Origin of the sequence: Streptomyces sp. PA03-6a (assembly GCF_033792765.1) — a bacterium.
GTDB lineage: Bacteria > Actinomycetota > Actinomycetes > Streptomycetales > Streptomycetaceae > Actinacidiphila.
This window is the reverse complement of the sequence record NZ_JARAVK010000007.1, coordinates 1-20,097: the sequence shown is the minus strand read 5'-3', so window position 1 is coordinate 20,097 and position 20,097 is coordinate 1. Positions and strand designations below refer to the sequence as shown.

Here is a 20,097-nt window from a genome sequence, read left to right as displayed (position 1 = left end):
GGAGAATCCCAGGTGACGACCGTCGTCGGGCCCTTCGGGCTGAGCGTAATGGACGAGGACCTCGAGTCCGCCGTCCGCGCCGGGCTGTCCGCCGTCGAGGCAGGCCTCCTGGAGGCAACCAAGAGCGATGTGCCGTTCATCACGGAGGCGGCCCGCCACCTCGTGCACGCGGGCGGGAAGCGGTTCCGTCCGCTGCTGTCGCTGCTGGCCGCCCAGTTCGGCGACCCGCACGCGCCCGGCATCGTGCCGTCGGCCGTGGTGGTGGAGCTGACGCACCTGGCGACGCTGTACCACGACGACGTCATGGACGAGGCCGCGGTGCGCCGCGGCGTGCCGAGCGCCAACGCCCGCTGGGACAACTCGGTCGCCGTGCTGACCGGCGACTTCCTGTTCTCCAAGGCCTCGCACATACTGGCCGACCTCGGGCCGGAGGCCGTACGCATCCAGGCCGAGGCCTTCGAGCGGCTGGTCACCGGACAGATCCTGGAGACCGTCGGCCCGCGCGACGGACGCGACCCGATCGACCACTACCTGGAAGTGATCGCCGGCAAGACGAGTTCGCTGATCGCCGTCTCGTGCCGCTTCGGCGCCATGATGTCCGGCGCGGACGAGAGCGTCGTCGACATCCTCACCCAGTACGGGGAGCGCGTCGGCACGGCCTTCCAGCTCGCCGACGACGTGCTGGACATCGCCAGCGACTCGCACGAGTCCGGCAAGACCCCGGGCACGGACCTGCGCGAGGGCGTGCCGACCCTGCCGGTGCTGCACCTGCGTTCGGCCGTGGCCAAGGCCAACGGTTTCGCCTCGGCGGACGACCTGCGGCTGTGCGAACTGCTGGACGGCGATCTGACGGACGACCGGCGGCACGCCGAGGCGCTGGAGCTGATGCGCGCCCATCCGGCGCTGGAGCAGGCCCGGCGCGACACCGTGCGCTACGCGGACGAGGCACGGGCCCTGCTGGCGCCGCTCCCCGACTGTGCCGCCAAGCAGGCCCTGGAGGGGCTCTGCGAGGCCGTGGTGCACCGCGCGGGCTAGTTCGGCCCGGTCGGCCCAGAGGTGACCCGGACGGCCGTCCCCCCGGCGCCCGCGCGGTCACCGGCGGCGAGGGGTGCCTTCCGCCCTGAACCGTTGTCAGGGATCGTCATCCCAGAGGAGTACGCCGAGTTGATCCCGGCGGGCGATGCGCCCGAGTGGCCGGATTGATGGGATAAGAGGCACCACCACACGGCGGATCGGGTGACAATGGCCCGAGGTGGACGAGTGCGACGATGACGGGAACCCGCCGTTGACGACGGAGGTAGGGACGTAATGGCACCCATCCAGCCCATGGACGACGACCGGGAGCCCCGGCGGCGGACCAAGGCGATACGTTACGCGGTCCCGGTGGCGGCGGCGGGGGTCGCCGCGGCGACCATCGGGCTCGTACCGGCGCTCGCGAACGCGGGCAGCCCGGATCTGCCCGGGATCACGGCCGAGGAGCTGATCGCGAAGGTCGCGGCCTCGGACACCCAGACGATCTCCGGCTCGGTCCGCATCAGCACGGACTTCGGCCTGCCGGCCCTGCTGACCGGCGCCACGGGCGCCGGTGGGCCGTTCGGCGGCGGCGGTGGCGGCCGCGGGGACTCCTCGGCCGACCCGAAGGAGCAGCTCACCCAGCTGCTGGCCGGCTCCCACACCTTGCGCGTCGCGGCCGACGGCCCGCAGAAGCAGAAGGTGTCGATCGTCCGGAACGCTGCGGAGTACAGCCTCATCCACAATGGTGACGAGGTCTGGGCCTACGACAGCGGCAGCAACCAGGCCTACCACCTCACCGGTCTCCCGCGGGAGGCGCAGGGTGAGGACCGGGCCAAGGGCGACCGCGAACTGCCCGAGGGCTGGCCGGCCACCCCGCAGGAAGCCGCGAAGAAGATCCTCGACGCGGCGGACGACAGCTCCACCGTCACGGTGGACGGCACCGCGCGCATCGCCGGGCGGGACGCCTACCAGCTGGTGGTCAGGCCCAAGGCCACCGACTCCACGGTCGGGTCGATCCGGATCGGCGTGGACGCCGGCACCGGTGTGCCGCTGAAGTTCACCCTCGCCCCGAGGGGCGGCGGCAAGGCCATCGTCGACGTCGCCTTCACCAAGGTCGACTTCTCCCGGCCCGCCGCCTCGGTCTTCGACTTCACCCCGCCGAAGGGCGCGAAGGTGACGACGGAGAAGGCCGGCGAGAAGGCGGACGGGAAGGCCGAGGGGAAGGCCGGGCAGGACGCCCGCGGGGCGCACGAGGAGTTCGGTGACCTCGGCGGCCTGGACGGCTTGGAGGGCCTGGAGGGCCTTGGCGTCCTCGGCAAGGGCTGGGACTCGATCGCCGAGCTGAAGCTGCCTCAGGAGGCGCTGAACGCCGGCCCGTCCGAGGGCGGGGACAAGGCCCCCGGCCTCGGCGGACAGGGGCTGCTCGGCACCTTCGGCAAGGAGGTCAAGGGCGGGTTCGGCACCGGCACGGTGGTCGGCACCCGCCTGGTGAACGCCCTGATCACCGACAGCGGCAAGGTCTACGTGGGCACCGTGACCCAGGACGCCCTGATCAAGGCCGCCGACGCGGCCGCCGAGTAGGGCACGGAGCAAGGCAGCGGCACAGAGCGAAGGAGCGCCGATGGGGGAGCCGTCCGCCGAGACCGGTGAGCACGCGATCTCCACGAGCGGACTCACCAAGAGGTACCGCGGTGGACAGCTCGCCGTCGACGGCCTCGACCTGGCCGTCCCCCGGGGCAGCGTCTTCGGCTTCCTGGGGCCCAACGGCTCCGGGAAGACGACGACGATCCGCATGCTCATGGGGCTCATCGCCCCGACCTCAGGCACGGCGCGGGTACTCGGCGAGCCCATGCCGCGCGCGGTGCGCAGCGTCCTGCCGCGCGTGGGCGCGCTGATCGAGGGCCCCGCCCTGTACGGCTTCCTCTCCGGCCGTGACAACCTGCTGCGCTTCGACGCGGCCGATCCGACCGCCGGTCCCCGCACCCGCGGGGACCGGGTCGACGCGGCCCTGGAGAGGGTCGGCCTGGCCGCCGCCGCGGGCAAGAAGGCGCGCGCCTACTCCCTCGGCATGAAGCAGCGGCTCGGCCTGGCCGCCGCCCTGCTGCGGCCCCGCGACCTGCTGGTGCTGGACGAGCCCACCAACGGCCTGGACCCGCAGGGCATGCGGGAGATCCGCTCGCTCGTCCGCGAGCTGGCGGCGGACGGCACCACGGTCTTCCTCTCCTCCCACCTCCTCGACGAGATCGAACAGGTCTGCACCCACGCCGCCGTGATGTCCCGCGGCCGGCTGATCACCCAGGGCCCGGTGGAGGCGCTCTCCTCCGCCGGACGCCTGGTGGTCACCACCCCCGACCCCGCCGAGGCGGTGCGCGTCCTGAAGGAGCAGGGGGTCACCGGCCTGGCCGTCGACGGCGACCGGGTCACCGGGGAACTGCCGCAGGACCCCGCGGCACTCCCCGAACTGGCCGACCTCAACGCTGCACTGGTCGCCGCCGGGGTCCGCGTCCGCGGCTTCGGCGTCGAACGGGCGTCACTGGAGGACGCGTTCGTCGCACTGACCGGAGAGGGCTTCGATGTCGCAGGCTGACACCCTGACCAGGTCGGTGTGGCCGATCCGCTCGCTCGGGCTGTTCCGCAGCGAACTGGTGACCGTGCTGCGCCGCTGGCGCACCCTGGCGCTGCTGGCCGTCCTGGCCGGGGTCCCGGTGCTCATCGGGATCGCGGTGCGGATCGAGACCGGTGACGGCGGCTCGGCCGGCGGCGGGGGCGGTGACGGCCCGGCCTTCGTCGCGCTGATCACCAACAACGGTCTCTTCCTGGTCTTCGCCTCGCTCGCCGCGACGCTGCCCTTCTTCCTCCCCATGGCGATCGGTGTCGTGGCCGGTGACGCCGTCGCCGGCGAGGCCAACGCGGGCACCCTGCGCTATCTGCTGGTGGCCCCGGCCGGGCGCACCCGTCTGCTGGTCTCCAAATACGCCTCCGTCCTGGCCTTCTGCCTGATCGGCACCCTCGTCGTGGCCGTCTCGGCACTGGTGACCGGCGCCTTGCTCTTCCCGCTCGGCGACGTCACCCTGCTGTCGGGCACGACGGTCCCCTTCTCCGAGGGGCTGTTGCGCGCCCTGCTGGTCGCCGTGGTCGTGGCCGCCTCGCTCACCGGCATCGCCGCGCTGGGCCTGTTCATCTCCACGCTCACCGACAGCGGCATCGCCGCCATGGCCACCACCGTGGGTCTGCTGATCACCGTGCAGATCGTCGACACCATCCCCCAACTGCACGCCGTGCAGCCCTACCTCTTCCCCCACTACTGGCTGAGCTTCGCCGACCTGGTCCGCGACCCCGTCTACTGGGACGAGATGCGCAGCAACTTCCAGCTCCAGGCGCTCTACGTCGCCGTGTTCGGCTCCGCGGCCTGGGCCCGCTTCACCACCCGCGACATCACGGCCTGACCGCCGCCGGTCAGCCGAAGAAGGTCTTGGCCCGGCCCAGGGCCGCCGTGTCCCGCAGCACGTCACCCGGCCGGGTGCCGTAGCCCAGCAGCGCCCCGCCCCAGCGCATCCCTGCGTAGTCGGCCGTGTGGCGCAGCGTCCCCACCAGCGGGGCGGCGGTCGCCGGGTCCTGGCCGCCGTGCACGGTCACCGACCACAGGGTCTTGCCGCGCATCCGCTCCAGGAAGTCCAGCCCCGGCACCCGCATCCAGCCCGACCAGTGGTCCAGGTAGAGCTTGGTGCTGGTCGAGACGCTGTACCAGTACAGGGGGGAGACCACCACGATGTCGGTGGCCGCCAAGGTGGCCTCCAGGAGTGTGGCGGCGTGCCCCGACGGTGCGGGATAGCGGCCGTCGCCGTCGTGCCTGAGGTCCTCGAAGAGCGGCAGCGGCAGGTCCTTCAGCCGCAGCCAGCGCCGGTCCACCGCGGGCGGAAGCTGCTCGGCGGCGTGCCGCGCCAACGTCTCGGTGTTGCCGTCGGCGCGGCTGCTTCCCACCAGGAACAGGAAGGTCCGCTCTGAGTCCGACACCCCGTCATCTCCTTGCGTATGCATTAGTTGCGTACGCATGGAGATGTTGTCACCGCGCCGCCCCCGCCGTCAAGGCGGGTGCCGCAGGCCCGGAGGGCCGGCGGGCTACTCGACGTCGAACTCGTTCCCCTCCGGGTCGGCCATGGTGACCCAGGTGCCGGAGGGCTCCGCTATCCGCCGCAGCACCGTCGCGCCGAGCCCTTCCAGCCGGGCCACTTCCGCTTCCAGCCGTCCCGTGCCCGGATGGAGGTCGATGTGCAGCCGGTTCTTCGCCGTCTTGGCCTCGGGCACCCGCTGGAAGAGGATGCGCCGCCCGAGGCCCGAGCCCTTCTCGTCGTCGTAGGGGTCGTCGGGGTGGCGCACGGCGGCCAGGTCCCGCCAGGCCTTGCGGCCGGCCGCCTCCGTCAGGACGTCCTGCGTCACGGCGCCGAACCCCAGCAACTTCTCGATCAGCACGCTGTGGTCCTCGAGCGTGTACTCCAGGGCCTCCGCCCAGAAGGCGGCCTGCCGGTGCGGATCCGCCGCGTCGACCACGAGCTTCCAGTGAACTGCCATGCCGAGCCCCCTCGTTCGCGTCTCCTCCGGCTCTCGGCCGGTCTGTAACCAGTTATATTGGTTACATGACGGAGCCCGCAATCGGTCTGGTCCTCCATTCATCCGAAGGAGTCGCCTACCGCTTCGATCCGGGCGCGCTCGCCCTTGAGTTGCTGCCCACGGGCGGCCCCGGCGCCTACGCGCGCCACGAGGTCCTCCACGAGCCCGCCGACCTGGTCCGCTGGGCGGTGGCGTCCCGGCTGTGCCCCGACCCGGGTAGCCTCGCCGTCTCCCCGGAGGACGTCGCCGCGGCCCGCTACCTGCGCGACGCGCTCTGGCACATCGCCGTCGCCCGTGTCCACGGGGAACCCCTCCCCGCCCCGGACCTCGTCGTCCTCAACGAGGCCGCCGCCTGGCGTCCCCCCGCCCTGCGTCTCGCTCCCGACGGGGGCCGCTCCTGGCGTACCCCGGTCACCGGCACCCAGGTGCTGGCGGCCGTAGCCCGGGACGCAGTGGAGCTCTTCTCCGGCCCCCACGCCGACCGTGTCCGTGAATGCTCCGCCCACGACTGCCGACTGGTCTTCGTGGACACCTCACGCCCCGGCCGGCGTCGCTGGTGCTCCATGGAGCACTGCGGCAACCGCCACAAGGTCCGTGCCCACCGCTCCCGCAGGCAGGCGTACGAGGCCCCGGGAGGTTAGTGCCGTGCGTACACCCGTGCACCCGTGCGTGTGGACGCCGCCGCTCAGCCGGTGACGGCCCCGCGCGGCGCCGCCTCGTCGGGCACCACCGCGGCGTCGCGCACCGCGATCCGGCCGCGCCGCGCGGCGCGCAGCGCGTCCCAGGTCAGCAGGGCCAGGGCGAGCCAGACGAGGGCGAAGCCGGCCCAGCGCTCGGCCGGCATCTCCTCGTGGAACCAGAGCAGTCCGAGCCCGAACTGGAAGACCGGCGCGAGGTACTGCAGCAGCCCCAGCATGCTCAGCGGGATGCGGATGGCCGCCGCGCCGAAGCAGATCAGCGGCACGGCGGTGACGACGCCGCACGCGGCGAGCAGGGCGGCGTGGCCGGCCCCGTGCGAGGCGAAGGTGGTGTCGCCGCGGCTGCCGAGGAAGGCCAGGTAGCCGAGCGCCGGCAGGAACTGGAGGGCCGTCTCGGCCGCCAGCGACTCCAGGCCGCCCATGCCGACCTTCTTCTTGATGAAGCCGTAGGTGGCGAAGGAGCAGGCCAGGGTCAGCGCGATCCACGGCAGCCGCCCGTAGCCCAGGGTCAGCACCAGGACGGCGGCGGCGCCGACGCCCACGGCGGCCCACTGCGCGGGGCGCAGCCGCTCGTGCAGGACGAGGACGCCGAGGCCGATGGTGACGAGCGGGTTGATGAAGTAGCCCAGCGAGGTCTCGACGACGTGGCCGCTGTTGACGCCCCAGATGTACAGGCCCCAGTTCACGGATATGACGGCCGCCGCCACGGCCAGCAGCGCCAGCCGCCGCGGCTGGCGCAGGAGTTCGGGGACCCACGCCCAGCGGCGCATCACCAGCAGCACGAGGGAGACGACGACCAGCGACCAGACCATGCGGTGGGCGAGGATCTCGCCCGCGCCGGACGGTTCGAGGAGCGGCCAGTAGAGGGGGAAGAGCCCCCAGAGCCCGTAGGCGGCGAATCCGTACAGCAGTCCGGCACGCTGCTCGTTCACTCGTTCCTCCCGGGGCGCTGGCCGACCGCTCGAAGGTAGCGCGCGGGGCGTTCTCCCGTCATCTGCGTATCGCATGACGGTCATGACACCCCCGCAGCGGGCCGGGAGCGCACCGGGACCGGGCGGACGCGGGGCGGGGCCCCCGCGGCCGGAGGGGATCCGCCGCGGGGGCGCCGCCGTCCGGGCGGGCGGCCGGGGTCAGCCCTTGAGCGCCGCCGCGATCGTGTCCGCGAGCGGGGTGGTGGGACGTCCGATCAGTCGGGCGAGGTCGCCGCTGCCGCCCTGGAGGAGGCCGCGGGAGACGCCGGCGACGTCGACGTCGACGTAGATCCCGGCCACCGCCTCGGGCAGCCCGGCGCCGGTCAGGACCGCCAGGAAGGCGTCGGCGGGCAGGTCGGCGTAGGCGACCGGGCGGCCGGACTGCCGGGCCAGCTCGGCGGCGTACTCGGCCAGCGTCCAGGCTTCGTCCCCGCTGAGCTCGTACACCGCGTCCTCGTGCCCCTCGCCGGTCAGCACGGCGGCCGCGGCCGCCGCGTAGTCCTCGCGGGTGGCGGAGCCGATGCGGCCCTCGCCCGCGCTGCCCGCGACCCCGTGCTCCAGCTGGACGGCGATCTGCGCGGTGTAGTTCTCGGTGTACCAGCCGTTGCGCAGCAGCGTGTAGGTCAGCCCGGAGTCCAGCAGGGCCTGCTCGGTGGCCTGGTGCTCGGCGGCGAGCCGGAAGTCGGCGGCCGGCCCGCCGAGGACGCTGGTGTACGCGAGCCGGGCGACCCCCGCCTCCTTGGCGGCCTCGATCACGGCGGTGTGCTGCGCCACGCGCTGCCCGACCTCGCTGCCCGAGATCAGCAGCACCACGTCGCCCGCCCGGAAGGCGTCCTTGAGGGTCCCGGGCGCGTCGTAGTCGGCCACCCGGAGCTCCACGCCCCGGGCGGCGAGGTCCGCGGCCTTGTCCGCGTCCCGTACGACGGCCACGACCTGCCCGGCCGGGAGGTCGGCCAGCAGCCGCTCCACGACCAGCCGGCCCAGCTGTCCGGTGGCTCCGGTGACGACGATGCTCATGACGGGTTCACTCCAGTCCCTGGTGTCCTTGTGCGTGATGACGGGACTAACCCTAGGGCAGGTACTAACTTCCAGAAAGTACCCACTTCAAAGTAAGCTAGTGGTATGGACGTAAGGGAAGAGCTCACCGCCGTGCTGCAGGCGCCCCCGGACGTGAACGCGCGCAACTGCCCCTCGCGGGTGATCCTCGAACACGTCACCAGCCGCTGGGGCGTGCTGGTGCTCGCCGCACTGACCGACGGCACCCTGCGCTTCAGCGAGCTGCGCCGCACGGTCGGCGGGGTCAGCGAGAAGATGCTCGCCCAGACCCTGCAGACCCTGGAGCGCGACGGCTTCGTGCACCGCGAGGCGCACCCCGTCATCCCGCCGCGCGTGGAGTACTCCCTCACCCCGCTCGGCAAGGAGGCCGCGGACCAGGTCTGGGCCCTGGCCCGCTGGACCGAGGGCCGCACGGAGCAGGTGATGGCGGCCCGCCGGGCATACGACGAGGCCCGGACCTGATCGTCAGGCCCGGGCCCCGTACGGCCGCCGCGGCGGGTGCGGTCGGTGCGGTCGGTGTGAGGGACGCGGTGGGTCAGCCCACGACCGTCCACGTGTCGTTGCCGGCCAGCAGCGCGGCGATGTCGCCCTTGCCGTGCTGCTCGACGGCCTGCTCCAGCTGCTCGGACATCAGCACGTCGTAGACCGGCCGTTCGACGCTGCGGAACACGCCGATCGGCGTGTGGTGCAGCGTGTCGGGGTCGGCGAGTCTGGACAGGGCGAAGGCCGTCGTGGGCGACGCGGCGTGCGCGTCGTGCACCAGGACCTCGTCCTCGTTGGAGGCGTCGACCTCGACGACCTTCAGGTCGCCGGTGGCCCGGTCGCGTACGACCCCCTTGGTGTTGTCCGCGCCGAAGCGGATCTGCTCCCCGTGCTCCAGCCGGATCACCGCGTTCTCGGCGGAGGCCCGGTCCTTCAGCACCTCGAAGGCGTTGTCGTTGAAGATGTTGCAGTTCTGGTAGATCTCCACGAAGGCCGTGCCCGGGTGCGCGGCGGCCGCCCGGAGCACGCCCGTCAGGTGCTTGCGGTCGGAGTCGACGGTGCGCGCCACGAAGGAGGCCTCGGCGCCCAGCGCCAGCGAGACCGGGTTGAAGGGCGCGTCCAGCGAGCCCATCGGCGTCGACTTGGTGATCTTGCCGAGTTCGGAGGTCGGGCTGTACTGCCCCTTCGTCAGGCCGTAGATCCGGTTGTTGAAGAGCAGGATCTTGAGGTTCACGTTGCGCCGCAGCGCGTGGATCAGGTGGTTCCCGCCGATGGACAGCGCGTCGCCGTCACCTGTGACGACCCACACCGACAGGTCGCGCCGCGAGGCGGCGAGCCCGGTCGCGATGGCCGGGGCGCGGCCGTGGATGGAGTGCATCCCGTAGGTGTTCATGTAGTACGGGAAGCGGGAGGAGCAGCCGATCCCGGAGACGAAGACGATGTTCTCCCGGGCCAGACCCAGTTCGGGCATGAAGCCCTGCACCGCGGCGAGGATCGCGTAGTCACCGCAGCCGGGGCACCAGCGCACTTCCTGGTCCGACTTGAAGTCCTTCATGGACTGTTTGGCTTCGGCCTTGGGGACCAGGGACAGCGCCGGCAGCCCCGGCGTGCGGTGTTCGACGGCAGGCGCCTCAGACATCTGCGCTCTCCTCCTGGATGGCGGCAGCGAGTTGCTCGGCCTTGAAGGGCAGGCCGGTGACCTGGGTGTGCGAGCGGGCGTCGACCAGGTACTTCGCCCGCAGCAGATGGGCGAGCTGGCCGAGGTTCATCTCCGGGACCACTACCTTCTGGTAACGCCCGAGGACCTCCCCGAGATTCCTCGGGAAGGGGTTCAGATGGCGCAGATGGGCCTGCGCGACCGCGCCCCCTGCGCCCCTGATGCGCCGTACGGCCGCCGTGATCGGCCCGTACGTCGAGCCCCAGCCGATCACCAGCGTCCGAGCCTGGCCGTCCGGGTCGTCGACGACGACGTCGGGCACCTCGATGCCGTCGATCTTGGCCTGCCGGGTGCGCACCATCAGGTCGTGGTTGGCCGGGTCGTACGAGATGTGCCCCGTGCCGTCCTGCTTCTCGATGCCGCCGATCCGGTGCTCCAGACCGGGGGTGCCCGGCACCGCCCAGGGGCGCGCGAGGGTCTCGGGGTCGCGCAGGTACGGCCAGAACTCCTCGGTACCGTCCTCCGCCACGTGGTTGGGCGTCGTCGCGAACTGCACCCGCAGGTCGGGCAGCTCGTCCAGCTCGGGCACCCGCCACGGCTCGGAGCCGTTGGCCAGGTAGCCGTCGGAGAGCAGGAGGACCGGGGTGCGGTAGGTCAGCGCGATGCGGGCCGCCTCCAGCGCCGCGCCGAAGCAGTCGCCGGGGGTGCTCGGCGCCACGATCGGGACCGGCGCCTCGCCGTTGCGCCCGTACATCGCCTGCAGCAGGTCGGCCTGCTCGGTCTTGGTCGGCAGGCCCGTCGAGGGCCCGCCGCGCTGGATGTCGACGACCAGCAGCGGCAGCTCGAGCGAGACCGCGAGGCCGATGGTCTCCGACTTCAGCGCGACACCCGGGCCGGAGGTGGTCGTGACGGCCAGCGAGCCGCCGAAGGCCGCGCCGAGAGCGGCGCCGATGCCGGCGATCTCGTCCTCGGCCTGGAAGGTGCGCACGCCGAAGTTCTTGTGCTTGCTCAGCTCGTGCAGGATGTCCGAGGCCGGGGTGATCGGGTACGAGCCCAGGAAGAGCGGCAGGTCCGCCTGCCGGCTCGCGGTGACCAGGCCGTACGACAGGGCCAGGTTCCCCGAGATGTTGCGGTAGGTGCCCGCGGGGAAGGCCGCCTCGGCCGGGGCCACCTCGTAGCTGACCGCGAAGTCCTCGGTCGTCTCGCCGAAGTTCCAGCCCGCGCGGAAGGCCGCGACGTTCGCCTCGGCCAGCTCGGGCTTCTTCGCGAACTTCTTGCGCAGGAAGTCCTCGGTGCCCTCGGTCGGCCGGTGGTACATCCACGACAGCAGCCCGAGCGCGAACATGTTCTTGCTGCGCTCGGCCTCCTTGCGGGTCAGCGGGAAGTCCTTGAGCGCCTCGACCGTCAGGGTGGTCAGCGGCACCGGGTGCACCGCGTAGGCCGACAGCGAGCCGTCCTCCAGCGGCGAGGCCGCGTAGCCGACCTTGGCCATCGCGCGGGTGGTGAACTCGTCCGTGTTGACGATGACCTCCGCGCCGCGCGGCAGGTCCCCGATGTTCGCCTTCAGTGCCGCCGGGTTCATCGCGACCAGGACGTTCGGGGCGTCACCCGGGGTGAGGATGTCGTGGTCGGCGAAGTGCAGCTGGAAGCTCGACACGCCCGGCAGGGTGCCTGCCGGAGCCCGGATCTCGGCCGGGAAGTTCGGCAGGGTGGACAGATCGTTGCCGAACGACGCCGTTTCCGAGGTGAACCGATCTCCCGTGAGCTGCATGCCGTCGCCGGAGTCCCCGGCGAAACGGATCACCACCCGATCGAGCTTCCTGGTCTCCTTGGCCGGTTTCCGCTGCTCTCCCAGAACGGGATGATCGGGGGTTGTCGGGCTGCTGACCTGGCTGGTCACTGAATCGGACCTCCTTCGAGGCGGCGGCTCACGACCGGGGCCGTGACCTTGTGTCCCACGCGCCATCGTACGTGGGTAAGGGTCGCCTTCCCGGGTCTTCCCGCATCGTGAACGCCGCGCTGGGCTCCCTTTGTGCCCTGATGGGTCACGGTCACCGCCCCCCGGAGCCCGTGCTGCCTGCTTCCTCCATATGGGACGCCTTCCGGCGCCGCTCCGGTTCTACGCCTCCGCGGGGTCCTCTGACGATACGTCAGGCGATCAGGAATTGAGGTACGTGAGCACGGCCAGGACACGCCGGTGGTCGCCCTCGCTGGGGGCCAGCCCCAGTTTGAGGAAGATGTTGCTGACGTGCTTCTCCACCGCCCCGTCGCTCACCACCAGCTGCTTGGCGATCGCGGAGTTCGTCCGTCCCTCCGCCATCAGTCCCAGCACCTCGCGCTCCCGCGGGGTGAGGCCGGCCAGCACGTCCTGCTTGCGGCTGCGTCCCAGCAGCTGCGCGACCACCTCCGGGTCCAGGGCGGTACCGCCGCCGGCCACCCGTACGACCGCGTCGACGAACTCCCGGACATCGGCTACCCGGTCCTTGAGCAGATACCCGACCCCGCGGGAACTGGCGGCCAGCAGCTCGGTGGCGTACTGCTCCTCCACGTACTGCGACAGCACGAGCACGCCCAGCCGCGGGTGGTCGCGGCGCAGCCGCACCGCGGCGCGCACGCCCTCGTCGGTGTGGGTCGGCGGCATCCGCACGTCGGCCACGACCACGTCGGGCACCGCGCCCTCGGCGGCGAGCTCGCCGATCACCTTCAGCAGGGCCTCGGCGTCGCCGACCCCGGCGACGACCTCGTGCCCGCGGTCGGTCAGCAGGCGGGTCAGTCCCTCCCTCAGCAGCACCGAATCCTCGGCGATGACCACCCGCACCCTGTCCTCCACCGCTACCGGCTCCCCCGTGTCGACGTCGACGTGCTGTCCCTCCCCAGCATTCCAGCTTCCGGCGGCGGGCACACGGCCTTGCCGCCGGGGCGGAGTGCGGGGGAGGGACGCAGGGGGGCGCGGTCAGCGTCCTCTCGGTTCTTCCGGTCTTCCCGGTCCTACTGGTCCTTGCGGTTCTTCTGGTTCTTCCGGCGCTTCCAGCGCTTCCGGCTCCTGCGGCCGAGCTGCCGGGCGGTCCCCCGCGGGGTCAGGTCCGCCAGGGCAGCTCGGCCGCGACGGTGGTCGGGCCGCCGGCGGGGGAGTCCACCGCGAGGACGCCGTCCACCGCCCCCAGCCGCTCGGCGAGCCCGGCCAGGCCGGAGCCGCGCGCCGTGGAGGCGCCGCCGCGCCCGTTGTCGACGACGTGGATCATCAGCCGGTCCCCGGACCGCCACAGGTCGACCGTGGCGCGCGAGGCGCCGCTGTGCTTGCTGATGTTCTGCAGCAGCTCGGAGACGGTGAAGTACGCGATGCCCTCGATCGCCGGCACCGGCCGCCCCGGCAGGTCCACGCTCACCTGCACCGGCACGGTGCAGCGCGCCGCGAGGGAGGACAGGGCGGCGTCCAGGCCGCGGTCGGTGAGGACGGCGGGGTGGATGCCGCGGGCCAGGTCGCGCAGCTCCTGGAGGGCCAGCTTCACCTCGCCGTGCGCCTCCTCGACCATGGTGGCCGCCGCCTTCGGGTCCTCCTGCAGCTTCTCCTTGGCCAGGCCCAGGTCCATGGCGAGCGCGACGAGCCGGGCCTGGGCGCCGTCGTGCAGGTCGCGCTCGATGCGGCGCAGGTCGGCGGCGGCGGTGTCCACCACCGTGCCGCGGTCCGACTCCAGTTCCGTGACGCGGCTGGCCAGCCGCGAGGGTCCCAGCAGCCCGGCGACCAGGCCCCGGTCGACGTACGCCATGCCCCGGATCAGCCAGGGGGTGGCCAGGACCAGCAGCAGCCCCAGCACGGAGGTCATGGCCACCTCGAACGGCGAGTCCAGCCACCAGCCGTTGCCGTTGCCGTCCCCGTACAGCTGGAGCCCGGGCTGGTCGGTGTAGGCCGGGAACACCCACTGCCACAGCGGGTACGTGAGGAGCCCCCAGCCGTAGGTGAAGAAGGAGATGGCCACGGAGAAGGTGAACACGCCCCACGGGAAGTGCACGAAGAAGTACAGGATGTGCCGCCAGGAGGCGCCGCTGGTCAGCTGGCCGCCGAGCCACGACATGAAGCCCTGGCCCGGCCTCCGGCGCAGCGGTTCCGGCGCGGCCACGTCGATGCGCAGGCACTGGCGGGCCCGCTCGCGCTCCACGACGCCGAGCCCCCGGCACCCGGCCAGCATCACGGCGAGGACGGGCAGCCCGAGGAAGGTGACCAGCAGGCCCGCGCCCAGCGACAGCATCGTCACCGTGAAGACGAAGCCGATGATGCCCATCGGCAGGTTCAGCAGGAGATACAGGAACTCGCGCCAGGTGCGGGCCTCGATCGGCGCGCGCAGCGCCGCGGGCAGCCGGTGCTCGCGCGGCTCCGGGAAACCGTATGCCATGGTCACGTCCGTCCTCTTCGTCGTACCTCTGCGTCCGCTGGTGATGCCTCCAGCCTCGTCCTGCGGGGCCCTCGCGCCCATGGTGCGGATCGGCGTCTTGGACCTGGGGAAAACCCCACCCCCGCGGTGCGGCGGCCGGGACCGGGGCGGTGTCAGCGGGGGAGCCGCAGCGCCAGCCCGTCGAGGACGACGTCCAGGCCGTAGGCGAACTTGGCCTCGCGCAGCGCGACCGGGTCCTCCAGGGCGGCCGTGGGGTCGGCGTAGGAGCCGGACAGGTGGTCGTGGGGGGCCGCGGCGGCCTGGGCGGCGGGCATGAGACGGGCGATGAAGCCGGCCTCGGTCTCGCCGGAGCGGGCGACCGTGGTGAGCCACGCGGCCTCCGTGGTGCTCATGCCGATCACGTAGCTCAGGAGGGTGTCGATCGCCCGGCCCGGCTCGGGGAAGCCGGCGGCGGCGAACAGGGCGGCCAGCCGCTCGGAGTACGACATGAGGTTGGGGCCGAGGTAGGCGAGGCCCGCCTGGCCCAGGACCGAGGACAGCCACGGGTGGCGCAGCGCCGTCGCGCGGAAGGACCCGGCGGCCTCGGTGACCGCGGCGCGCCAGTCCGCGCCACCGGCGGCGGGGACGGCGATCTCGGCGGCGACCTCGTCGACGGCCAGCTCCATCAGCTCGTCCTTGGTCGCGACGTGCCGGTAGAGGGAGGTCGCGCCGGCGTTCAGCCGGGCCCCCAGTTTGCGCATGCTGAGGGCCTCGACGCCCTCGGCGTCCAGCATGGCGATCGCCTCGCGGACGATCGCGCCGCGGCTGAGCGCGGGCTGGTCGGCCTCGCGCTGCTGCCGCGCCCACACGGACGGGATCGGGCTCGGCTTCGTCCTGGCGGCCATGGCGCTCCTTGGGGGACCGGTGTGCGGGCGGATTGCTGCGTACGGCGTTCGCAATCAGCGTACAGGAGCGAGTATTGCGCACATCGTTCTGCCATGCGTACAGTGTTCGCATCAAAGGAACGGTGTACGCACGAGCCGACGCCCGAAAGGACGCCCCATGGAGACCCGCAACCCCCGCCGCTGGTGGATCCTGATCGTGCTGTGCCTCAGCTCGCTGGTCCTGGTGGTCGACAGCATGGCGCTGACCGTGGCGGTGCCCGCGATGACCGGGGACATCGGCGCGAGCGCCCAGGACACGCAGTGGATCCTCGACTCCTACATCCTGGTCTTCGCCGGTCTGTTGCTGACCTCGGGAAGCCTCGGGGACCGGTTCGGGCGCCGGAAGGTGATGCTCGTCGGGCTGCTGCTCTTCGGGGCGGCCTCCCTGGCGGCCACCTTCTGCACCAGCCCCGGTGAGGTCATCGCCGTACGGGTCGCGATGGGCGTCGGCGGCGCGCTGATCATGCCCTCGACGCTGTCGATCCTCATCACCGTCTTCGACGAGGAGGAGCGCGGCAGGGCCATGGCGGCGTGGAGCTCGGTGTCGATGCTCGGCCTGGTCGGCAGCCCGGTGCTCGGCGGCGTGCTGATCGACCACTTCTCCTGGCACGCGATCTTCCTGATCAACGTCCCGGTCGTCGCGCTCGCCGTCGCCGCCGGCCTCACCCTCATGCCGGAGTCCAAGGGCCCGTGGAGCAAGCCCGACCCGCTCGGCGCGGTGCTGTCGGCGGCCGGCATGACCGCCCTGGTCTGGTGGATCATCGAGCTCCCGCAGCACGGGGCCTTCGGCGGCCGCTCCGGGATCACCCTGACCGTCGCCGTCCTCGCCCTCGGCGCCTTCGTGGTCTGGGAGAACGTCACCTCGGCGCCGATGGTCCCGCTGGTCCTGTTCCGGCACCGCAACTTCAGCGGCGGCTCGCTCTCGCTGACCCTGGTCCAGATCGGCAACGGCGGCCTGCTGCTGGTGCTCACCCAGTACCTGCAGTTCGTGCTGGGCTATTCGCCGGTGAAGGCGGGTGTCGCCTTCGTGCCGCTGGCCGTCGCAGCGCTGGCCGGCAACGTCCTGGGCACCACGTTCGCCGCGCGGATCGGCAACCGCCTGCTGATCCTCGGCGGCATGCTCGTCATGGCCTCCTCCTTCGCGCTGCTGACCACCGTCTCGGCCGGTACGGGCTTCGCCGTCCCGGCGGCCGCCCTCGGCCTGCTCGGCCTCGGCGCGGGCCTGGCGATGCCGGCCGCCGTCGGCGCCCTCATGGCGACCATCCCCGCGGAGAAGGCGGGCGTCGGCTCCGCCCTGAACGACACCATCCAGCAGGCCGGTACCGCGCTCGGCATCGCGATCCTCGGCTCGCTGCTGGCGAGCGGCTTCGCCCGCGAGATGCCCGCCGGCACCCCCGAGGAGGCGAGGCACTCCATCGCCGGCGCGCTGGCCGTCGCCCAGGGCGACAGCGGGATGGTCCGCGCGGCCCGGGAGGCGTTCACCGCCTCGATGTCGGCCACCTTCACCATCAGCGCGATCGGCGTCCTCGCCGCCGCCCTGCTGGCCGCCCTGGTCATGCGCGACAGCAGGCCCGAGCCCTCCGCCACCCCGGCGCAGGAGGCGGAACTCGCCGCCTGACGCAAGCACGGCAGGCCGGTGCCCTCGCCTGAGGGCACCGGCCTTCCCACACGCGGCTCAGCCGCGGTCGCGCCAGGGCAGCTCGGCCGTCACCGTCGTCGGGCCGCCGGCCGGGGAGTCGATCACCAGCAGGCCGTCCACCGCGTCCAGCCGTTCGGCCAGCCCGCCCAGCCCGCCGCCGTCCGACGCGCTCGCCCCGCCCCGCCCGTCGTCGCGGACCTGGATCATCAGCCGGCCGTCCGAGCGCCACAGCTCGACGACGGCCCGGCGCGCCCCGCTGTGCTTGCTGATGTTTTGCAGCAGCTCGGAGACGGTGAAGTACGCGATGCCCTCGATCGCCGGCGCCGGCCGGCCCGCCAGGTCCACCTGGACCTGCACCGGCACCGTGCACCGGGCGGCCACCGAGGACAGGGCGGCGTCCAGGCCGCGGTCGGTGAGGACGGCGGGGTGGATGCCGCGGGCCAGGTCGCGCAGCTCCTGGAGGGCCAGCTTCACCTCGCCGTGGGCGTCGCCGACCATCCTCGCCGCCGCCTCCGGGTCCTCCTGCAGCTTCTCCTTGGCCAGGCCCAGGTCCATGGCGAGCGCCACGAGCCGGGCCTGGGCCCCGTCGTGCAGGTCGCGCTCGATGCGGCGCAGGTCTGCGGCGGCGGTGTCCACCACCGTGCCGCGGTCCGACTCCAGCTCGGCGATCCGCCGCTCCAGCTCGTCGGAGGGCGACAGCAGGCCGCGGACCATCGCGCGGTCCGCGTTGGCCAGCCCCCGGGCGATGAACGGCAGCACGGGCCACGCCACGAAGAGCGAGGTCAAGGCGACGGTGAAGGTCGCGATCCCCCATGGCAGCCGGATGAAGAAGTACAGCGCGTGCCGCCACCCCACCGGGTCCTTCAGCGAGGTCCACAGCCAGGGGAAGAACCCCATCCGCCCGGGACGCAGCGACCGGGGCTCGTCCACGGCCACCCCGAGCATGCCGCGCGCCCGTATCCGCTCCAGTCGCCCCAGCAACCGGCACCCCGCCAGCCCCAGCGCCAGCAGGGGCAGGCCGACCACGGTCACCGACAGCCCGATGCCGAGATAGAGCACGACGGCGACGTAGACGAAGCCCACGAGGTCCACGGGCAGGTTCGCCAGGAGATACGCGATCTCCTTCCACGTCACGGCGTCGAAGGCGAAGCGCGCCGGCGGCAGCGGGGCGGCTTCCCCGCGCTGGGAGTTGATGGTCATGACGCCAAGCCTGCCGGGGACCGGGCGGCCACCGCCATGGGGTGCGCCTGCCAGGACAAGGTGGGGTTATCCGTACCACCGGTCAGGACGGGTGGTTCCGCTCCGGGAGGCAGGGCCTAGACTCCGTTCGTACAGATCGTCTAAAGATCCACCGGGATCGCTGGACAACGCGCTTACGACGAGAAACGAGGGGCGGACGGACGTGGACTACTTCCACGGCTACTCGGTCGTCGGGCTGGTCGCGGTGCTCGGGGTGCTCTTCGTGACCGTGGCCTTCGGGGCCGGTCGCCTGCTGCGGCCCGTCGTGCCGACGCAGGAGAAGATGCTCACGTACGAGTGCGGCGTCGACCCCGTCGGCGAGGGCTGGGCGCACACCCAGATCCGCTACTACGTCTACTCCTTCCTGTACGTCGTCTTCGCGGTCGACGCGATCTTCCTCTTCCCCTGGGCGACGGTGTTCGCCGCCGAGGGGTACGGCGGCACCACGCTGGTCGAGATGTTCGTCTTCCTCGGCTTCCTCGCCGTCGGTCTGCTCTACGCCTGGAAGAAGGGCGTCCTGGAATGGACGTGACCGATGTGACCGATGTGAGCACTCCCGAGTACCTGCCGGAGCCGCGCCGCCTCGGTACGCTCGCGCGGCTGGCACCCGAGCCGATGAAGGTGGTCCTGAACTGGGGCCGCCGCTACAGCCTGTGGGTCTTCAACTTCGGGCTCGCCTGCTGCGCCATCGAGTTCATCGCCGCCTCCATGGCCCGGCACGACTTCATCCGGCTCGGCGTGATCCCCTTCGCGCCCGGCCCGCGCCAGGCCGACCTCATGATCGTCTCGGGCACCGTCACCGACAAGATGGCCCCGGCCGTGAAGCGCCTGTACGAGCAGATGCCCGAGCCGAAGTACGTCATCTCCTTCGGCGCCTGCTCCAACTGCGGCGGCCCCTACTGGGACTCGTACTCGGTGACCAAGGGCGTCGACCAGATCATCCCCGTCGACGTCTACGTGCCCGGCTGCCCGCCGCGGCCCGAGGCGCTGCTGCAGGGCATCCTCAAGCTCCAGGAGAAGATCGCCCGCGAGTCGCTCGGCGAGCGCTACGGCGACGGGGGCACCCCGCCCGCGTCCACCGCCGCGCTGCGCAGCGGCCTGGTCCAGGCCCCGCCGCCGCCCGGGGAGGCCGCGAAGTGACCACGCCCTTCGACCGGCTCCCCGAGCCGGACGCCGTCGCCGAGGTCTTCGGCGCCGAGGCCACGGCGGAGGAGGCGTACGGCCTGCTGACCGTCGACGTCCCCGCCGCCTCCTGGACCGATGCCCTGCGGGCCGCCCGGGACACCCTCGGCTGCACCTTCTTCGACTGGCTCAGCGCCGTCGACGAAGGCGGCACCGGGTTCCGGGTCTGCGCCCACCTTGTGGCCCCCGCGGTCGGCTCCGTGCGGCGCCTGATGATCCGTACGACCGTCCCGCACGAGGCCCCGGCCCTGCCGACCGCCGTCGGCGTCTACGCGGGCGCCGCCTGGCATGAGCGCGAGACACACGAGATGTTCGGCGTCGACTTCACCGGCCACCCGCACCTGGTGCCGCTGCTGCTGCCCGAGGGCTTCGAGGGGCATCCGCTGCGCAAGGACTTCGTGCTGGCGGCGCGCGTCGCCAAGGCGTGGCCGGGCGCGAAGGAGCCGGGCGAATCCGAGCACGGCGGCCCCAAGCGCCGCCAGATGCTGCCGCCGGGCGTGCCCGACCCCAACGAGTGGGGTCCGCTGAAGGGGCAGTTGCCGCCCGCCCCGGCGAGGCCCGCCCGTACCCCGCGCGCGGCCGGAGCCGCCGGTGCCGCCGGTGCGGCGGGCGCCGCGGAGCGTCCCGCCCGGCGCACCCGCAGCGCCCCGGGGGGCTCCGCGCGCCAGCCCCGTCCGCACCCCCACACGCCCACGCCTCCCCGCACCGCCCCGGCGAGCGCCACGACACACCCAAAG

Annotated in this window: 20 protein-coding genes; 10 read left to right on the top strand and 10 right to left on the bottom strand. The window is 72.5% G+C overall.

The window, feature by feature from the left end; genetic code table 11:
* The first annotated feature begins 48 nt into the window (after positions 1-48).
* From PV350_RS03100 to PV350_RS03085, 4 genes are all read left to right on the top strand, one after another.
* The gene (locus tag PV350_RS03100) at positions 49-1,035 is read left to right on the top strand and encodes a polyprenyl synthetase family protein (protein WP_499516912.1); all 987 of its coding nucleotides are present in this window, start codon (positions 49-51) and stop codon (positions 1,033-1,035) included.
* A gap of 273 nt (positions 1,036-1,308) precedes the next feature.
* Entirely contained in the window at positions 1,309-2,595 is a 1,287-nt protein-coding gene (locus PV350_RS03095) for a LolA family protein (RefSeq protein WP_500332752.1), read from the top strand.
* Between the two features lie 40 nt (positions 2,596-2,635).
* Positions 2,636-3,601: an ABC transporter ATP-binding protein gene (locus PV350_RS03090; protein WP_500332751.1), complete on the top strand. Its 966-nt coding sequence runs from the start codon at positions 2,636-2,638 to the stop codon at positions 3,599-3,601.
* Positions 3,588-4,460 carry an ABC transporter permease gene (locus PV350_RS03085; protein WP_499513347.1) on the top strand — a complete coding sequence of 291 codons (873 nt, stop codon included), beginning with the start codon at positions 3,588-3,590 and terminating at the stop codon, positions 4,458-4,460. The genes PV350_RS03090 and PV350_RS03085 overlap by 14 nt, the downstream gene beginning before the upstream one ends.
* A 10-nt stretch (positions 4,461-4,470) precedes the next feature.
* Here PV350_RS03085 and PV350_RS03080 read toward each other — a convergent pair whose 3' ends face one another.
* Positions 4,471-5,028 carry a flavodoxin family protein gene (locus tag PV350_RS03080; protein WP_499513348.1) on the bottom strand — a complete coding sequence of 186 codons (558 nt, stop codon included), beginning with the start codon at positions 5,026-5,028 and terminating at the stop codon, positions 4,471-4,473.
* Between the two features lie 105 nt (positions 5,029-5,133).
* A complete protein-coding gene (locus PV350_RS03075; protein ID WP_500332750.1) occupies positions 5,134-5,583 on the bottom strand; it encodes a VOC family protein in 450 nt (149 codons plus the stop codon).
* A 65-nt stretch (positions 5,584-5,648) separates the two neighbouring features.
* On the opposite strand from PV350_RS03075, the gene PV350_RS03070 reads away from it, so the two are divergent.
* Positions 5,649-6,263 (top strand): CGNR zinc finger domain-containing protein, encoded by a 615-nt coding sequence (locus PV350_RS03070; RefSeq protein ID WP_500332749.1) that lies wholly within the window; start codon positions 5,649-5,651, stop codon positions 6,261-6,263.
* A gap of 44 nt (positions 6,264-6,307) precedes the next feature.
* On the opposite strand, the gene rarD is transcribed toward PV350_RS03070, so the two are convergent.
* Together rarD and PV350_RS03060 are read right to left on the bottom strand one after the other, a co-directional pair.
* Positions 6,308-7,252, bottom strand: a complete 945-nt coding sequence (gene rarD / locus PV350_RS03065) for an EamA family transporter RarD (RefSeq protein ID WP_499513351.1) — start codon at positions 7,250-7,252, stop codon at positions 6,308-6,310.
* A gap of 198 nt (positions 7,253-7,450) precedes the next feature.
* Positions 7,451-8,308 (bottom strand): SDR family oxidoreductase, encoded by an 858-nt coding sequence (locus PV350_RS03060; protein WP_500332748.1) that lies wholly within the window; start codon positions 8,306-8,308, stop codon positions 7,451-7,453.
* A gap of 105 nt (positions 8,309-8,413) precedes the next feature.
* Between PV350_RS03060 and PV350_RS03055 the strand changes: the two genes are divergently transcribed.
* Positions 8,414-8,809: a winged helix-turn-helix transcriptional regulator gene (locus PV350_RS03055; RefSeq protein WP_499513353.1), complete on the top strand. Its 396-nt coding sequence runs from the start codon at positions 8,414-8,416 to the stop codon at positions 8,807-8,809.
* A gap of 73 nt (positions 8,810-8,882) precedes the next feature.
* Here the strand turns inward: PV350_RS03055 and PV350_RS03050 are convergent, their stop codons facing one another.
* The 5 genes from PV350_RS03050 to PV350_RS03030 form a co-directional block, all read right to left on the bottom strand.
* Positions 8,883-9,968 (bottom strand): 2-oxoacid:ferredoxin oxidoreductase subunit beta, encoded by a 1,086-nt coding sequence (locus PV350_RS03050; RefSeq protein WP_499513354.1) that lies wholly within the window; start codon positions 9,966-9,968, stop codon positions 8,883-8,885.
* Complete coding sequence (locus tag PV350_RS03045; protein ID WP_499513355.1) at positions 9,961-11,886, bottom strand: 2-oxoacid:acceptor oxidoreductase subunit alpha; 1,926 nt, start codon at positions 11,884-11,886, stop codon at positions 9,961-9,963. The genes PV350_RS03050 and PV350_RS03045 overlap by 8 nt, the downstream gene beginning before the upstream one ends.
* Before the next feature lie 258 nt (positions 11,887-12,144).
* Positions 12,145-12,804, bottom strand: a complete 660-nt coding sequence (locus PV350_RS03040; RefSeq protein WP_500332777.1) for a response regulator — start codon at positions 12,802-12,804, stop codon at positions 12,145-12,147.
* A gap of 259 nt (positions 12,805-13,063) precedes the next feature.
* The gene (locus tag PV350_RS03035) at positions 13,064-14,377 is read right to left on the bottom strand and encodes a sensor histidine kinase (protein WP_499516914.1); all 1,314 of its coding nucleotides are present in this window, start codon (positions 14,375-14,377) and stop codon (positions 13,064-13,066) included.
* Positions 14,378-14,529: 152 nt separating this feature from the next.
* A complete protein-coding gene (locus PV350_RS03030) occupies positions 14,530-15,261 on the bottom strand; it encodes a TetR/AcrR family transcriptional regulator (protein ID WP_500332747.1) in 732 nt (243 codons plus the stop codon).
* A gap of 157 nt (positions 15,262-15,418) precedes the next feature.
* Here PV350_RS03030 and PV350_RS03025 point away from each other — a divergent pair, with 157 nt between their 5' ends.
* On the top strand, positions 15,419-16,918 hold the full coding sequence (locus PV350_RS03025) for an MFS transporter (RefSeq protein WP_499513357.1): 1,500 nt from the start codon (positions 15,419-15,421) through the stop codon (positions 16,916-16,918).
* Between the two features lie 57 nt (positions 16,919-16,975).
* On the opposite strand, the gene PV350_RS03020 is transcribed toward PV350_RS03025, so the two are convergent.
* Positions 16,976-18,139 carry a sensor histidine kinase gene (locus PV350_RS03020; protein ID WP_499513358.1) on the bottom strand — a complete coding sequence of 388 codons (1,164 nt, stop codon included), beginning with the start codon at positions 18,137-18,139 and terminating at the stop codon, positions 16,976-16,978.
* A gap of 202 nt (positions 18,140-18,341) precedes the next feature.
* Here PV350_RS03020 and PV350_RS03015 point away from each other — a divergent pair, with 202 nt between their 5' ends.
* From PV350_RS03015 to PV350_RS03005, 3 genes are all read left to right on the top strand, one after another.
* A complete protein-coding gene (locus tag PV350_RS03015; RefSeq protein WP_326572910.1) occupies positions 18,342-18,710 on the top strand; it encodes an NADH-quinone oxidoreductase subunit A in 369 nt (122 codons plus the stop codon).
* A complete protein-coding gene (locus tag PV350_RS03010) occupies positions 18,701-19,318 on the top strand; it encodes an NADH-quinone oxidoreductase subunit B (RefSeq protein ID WP_499513360.1) in 618 nt (205 codons plus the stop codon). The genes PV350_RS03015 and PV350_RS03010 overlap by 10 nt, the downstream gene beginning before the upstream one ends.
* Positions 19,315-20,097, top strand: a 783-nt coding sequence (locus PV350_RS03005) for an NADH-quinone oxidoreductase subunit C (RefSeq protein ID WP_500332746.1), incomplete at its 3' end; no start/stop codon positions are given. The genes PV350_RS03010 and PV350_RS03005, both read left to right, overlap by 4 nt.

What these genes read in the sequence shown, in the direction of transcription:
- PV350_RS03100 (WP_499516912.1), top strand. Translation starts at nt 49, where the DNA reads ATGGACGAGGACCTCGAGTCCGCCGTCCGCGCCGGGCTGTCCGCCGTC.
- PV350_RS03095 (WP_500332752.1), top strand. Translation starts at nt 1,309, where the DNA reads ATGGCACCCATCCAGCCCATGGACGACGACCGGGAGCCCCGGCGGCGG.
- PV350_RS03090 (WP_500332751.1), top strand. Translation starts at nt 2,636, where the DNA reads ATGGGGGAGCCGTCCGCCGAGACCGGTGAGCACGCGATCTCCACGAGC.
- PV350_RS03085 (WP_499513347.1), top strand. Translation starts at nt 3,588, where the DNA reads ATGTCGCAGGCTGACACCCTGACCAGGTCGGTGTGGCCGATCCGCTCG.
- PV350_RS03075 (WP_500332750.1), bottom strand. Translation starts at nt 5,583, where the DNA reads ATGGCAGTTCACTGGAAGCTCGTGGTCGACGCGGCGGATCCGCACCGG.
- PV350_RS03070 (WP_500332749.1), top strand. Translation starts at nt 5,649, where the DNA reads ATGACGGAGCCCGCAATCGGTCTGGTCCTCCATTCATCCGAAGGAGTC.
- PV350_RS03060 (WP_500332748.1), bottom strand. Translation starts at nt 8,308, where the DNA reads ATGAGCATCGTCGTCACCGGAGCCACCGGACAGCTGGGCCGGCTGGTC.
- PV350_RS03055 (WP_499513353.1), top strand. Translation starts at nt 8,414, where the DNA reads ATGGACGTAAGGGAAGAGCTCACCGCCGTGCTGCAGGCGCCCCCGGAC.
- PV350_RS03050 (WP_499513354.1), bottom strand. Translation starts at nt 9,968, where the DNA reads ATGTCTGAGGCGCCTGCCGTCGAACACCGCACGCCGGGGCTGCCGGCG.
- PV350_RS03035 (WP_499516914.1), bottom strand. Translation starts at nt 14,377, where the DNA reads ATGGCATACGGTTTCCCGGAGCCGCGCGAGCACCGGCTGCCCGCGGCG.
- PV350_RS03030 (WP_500332747.1), bottom strand. Translation starts at nt 15,261, where the DNA reads ATGGCCGCCAGGACGAAGCCGAGCCCGATCCCGTCCGTGTGGGCGCGG.
- PV350_RS03025 (WP_499513357.1), top strand. Translation starts at nt 15,419, where the DNA reads ATGGAGACCCGCAACCCCCGCCGCTGGTGGATCCTGATCGTGCTGTGC.
- PV350_RS03020 (WP_499513358.1), bottom strand. Translation starts at nt 18,139, where the DNA reads ATGACCATCAACTCCCAGCGCGGGGAAGCCGCCCCGCTGCCGCCGGCG.
- PV350_RS03010 (WP_499513360.1), top strand. Translation starts at nt 18,701, where the DNA reads ATGGACGTGACCGATGTGACCGATGTGAGCACTCCCGAGTACCTGCCG.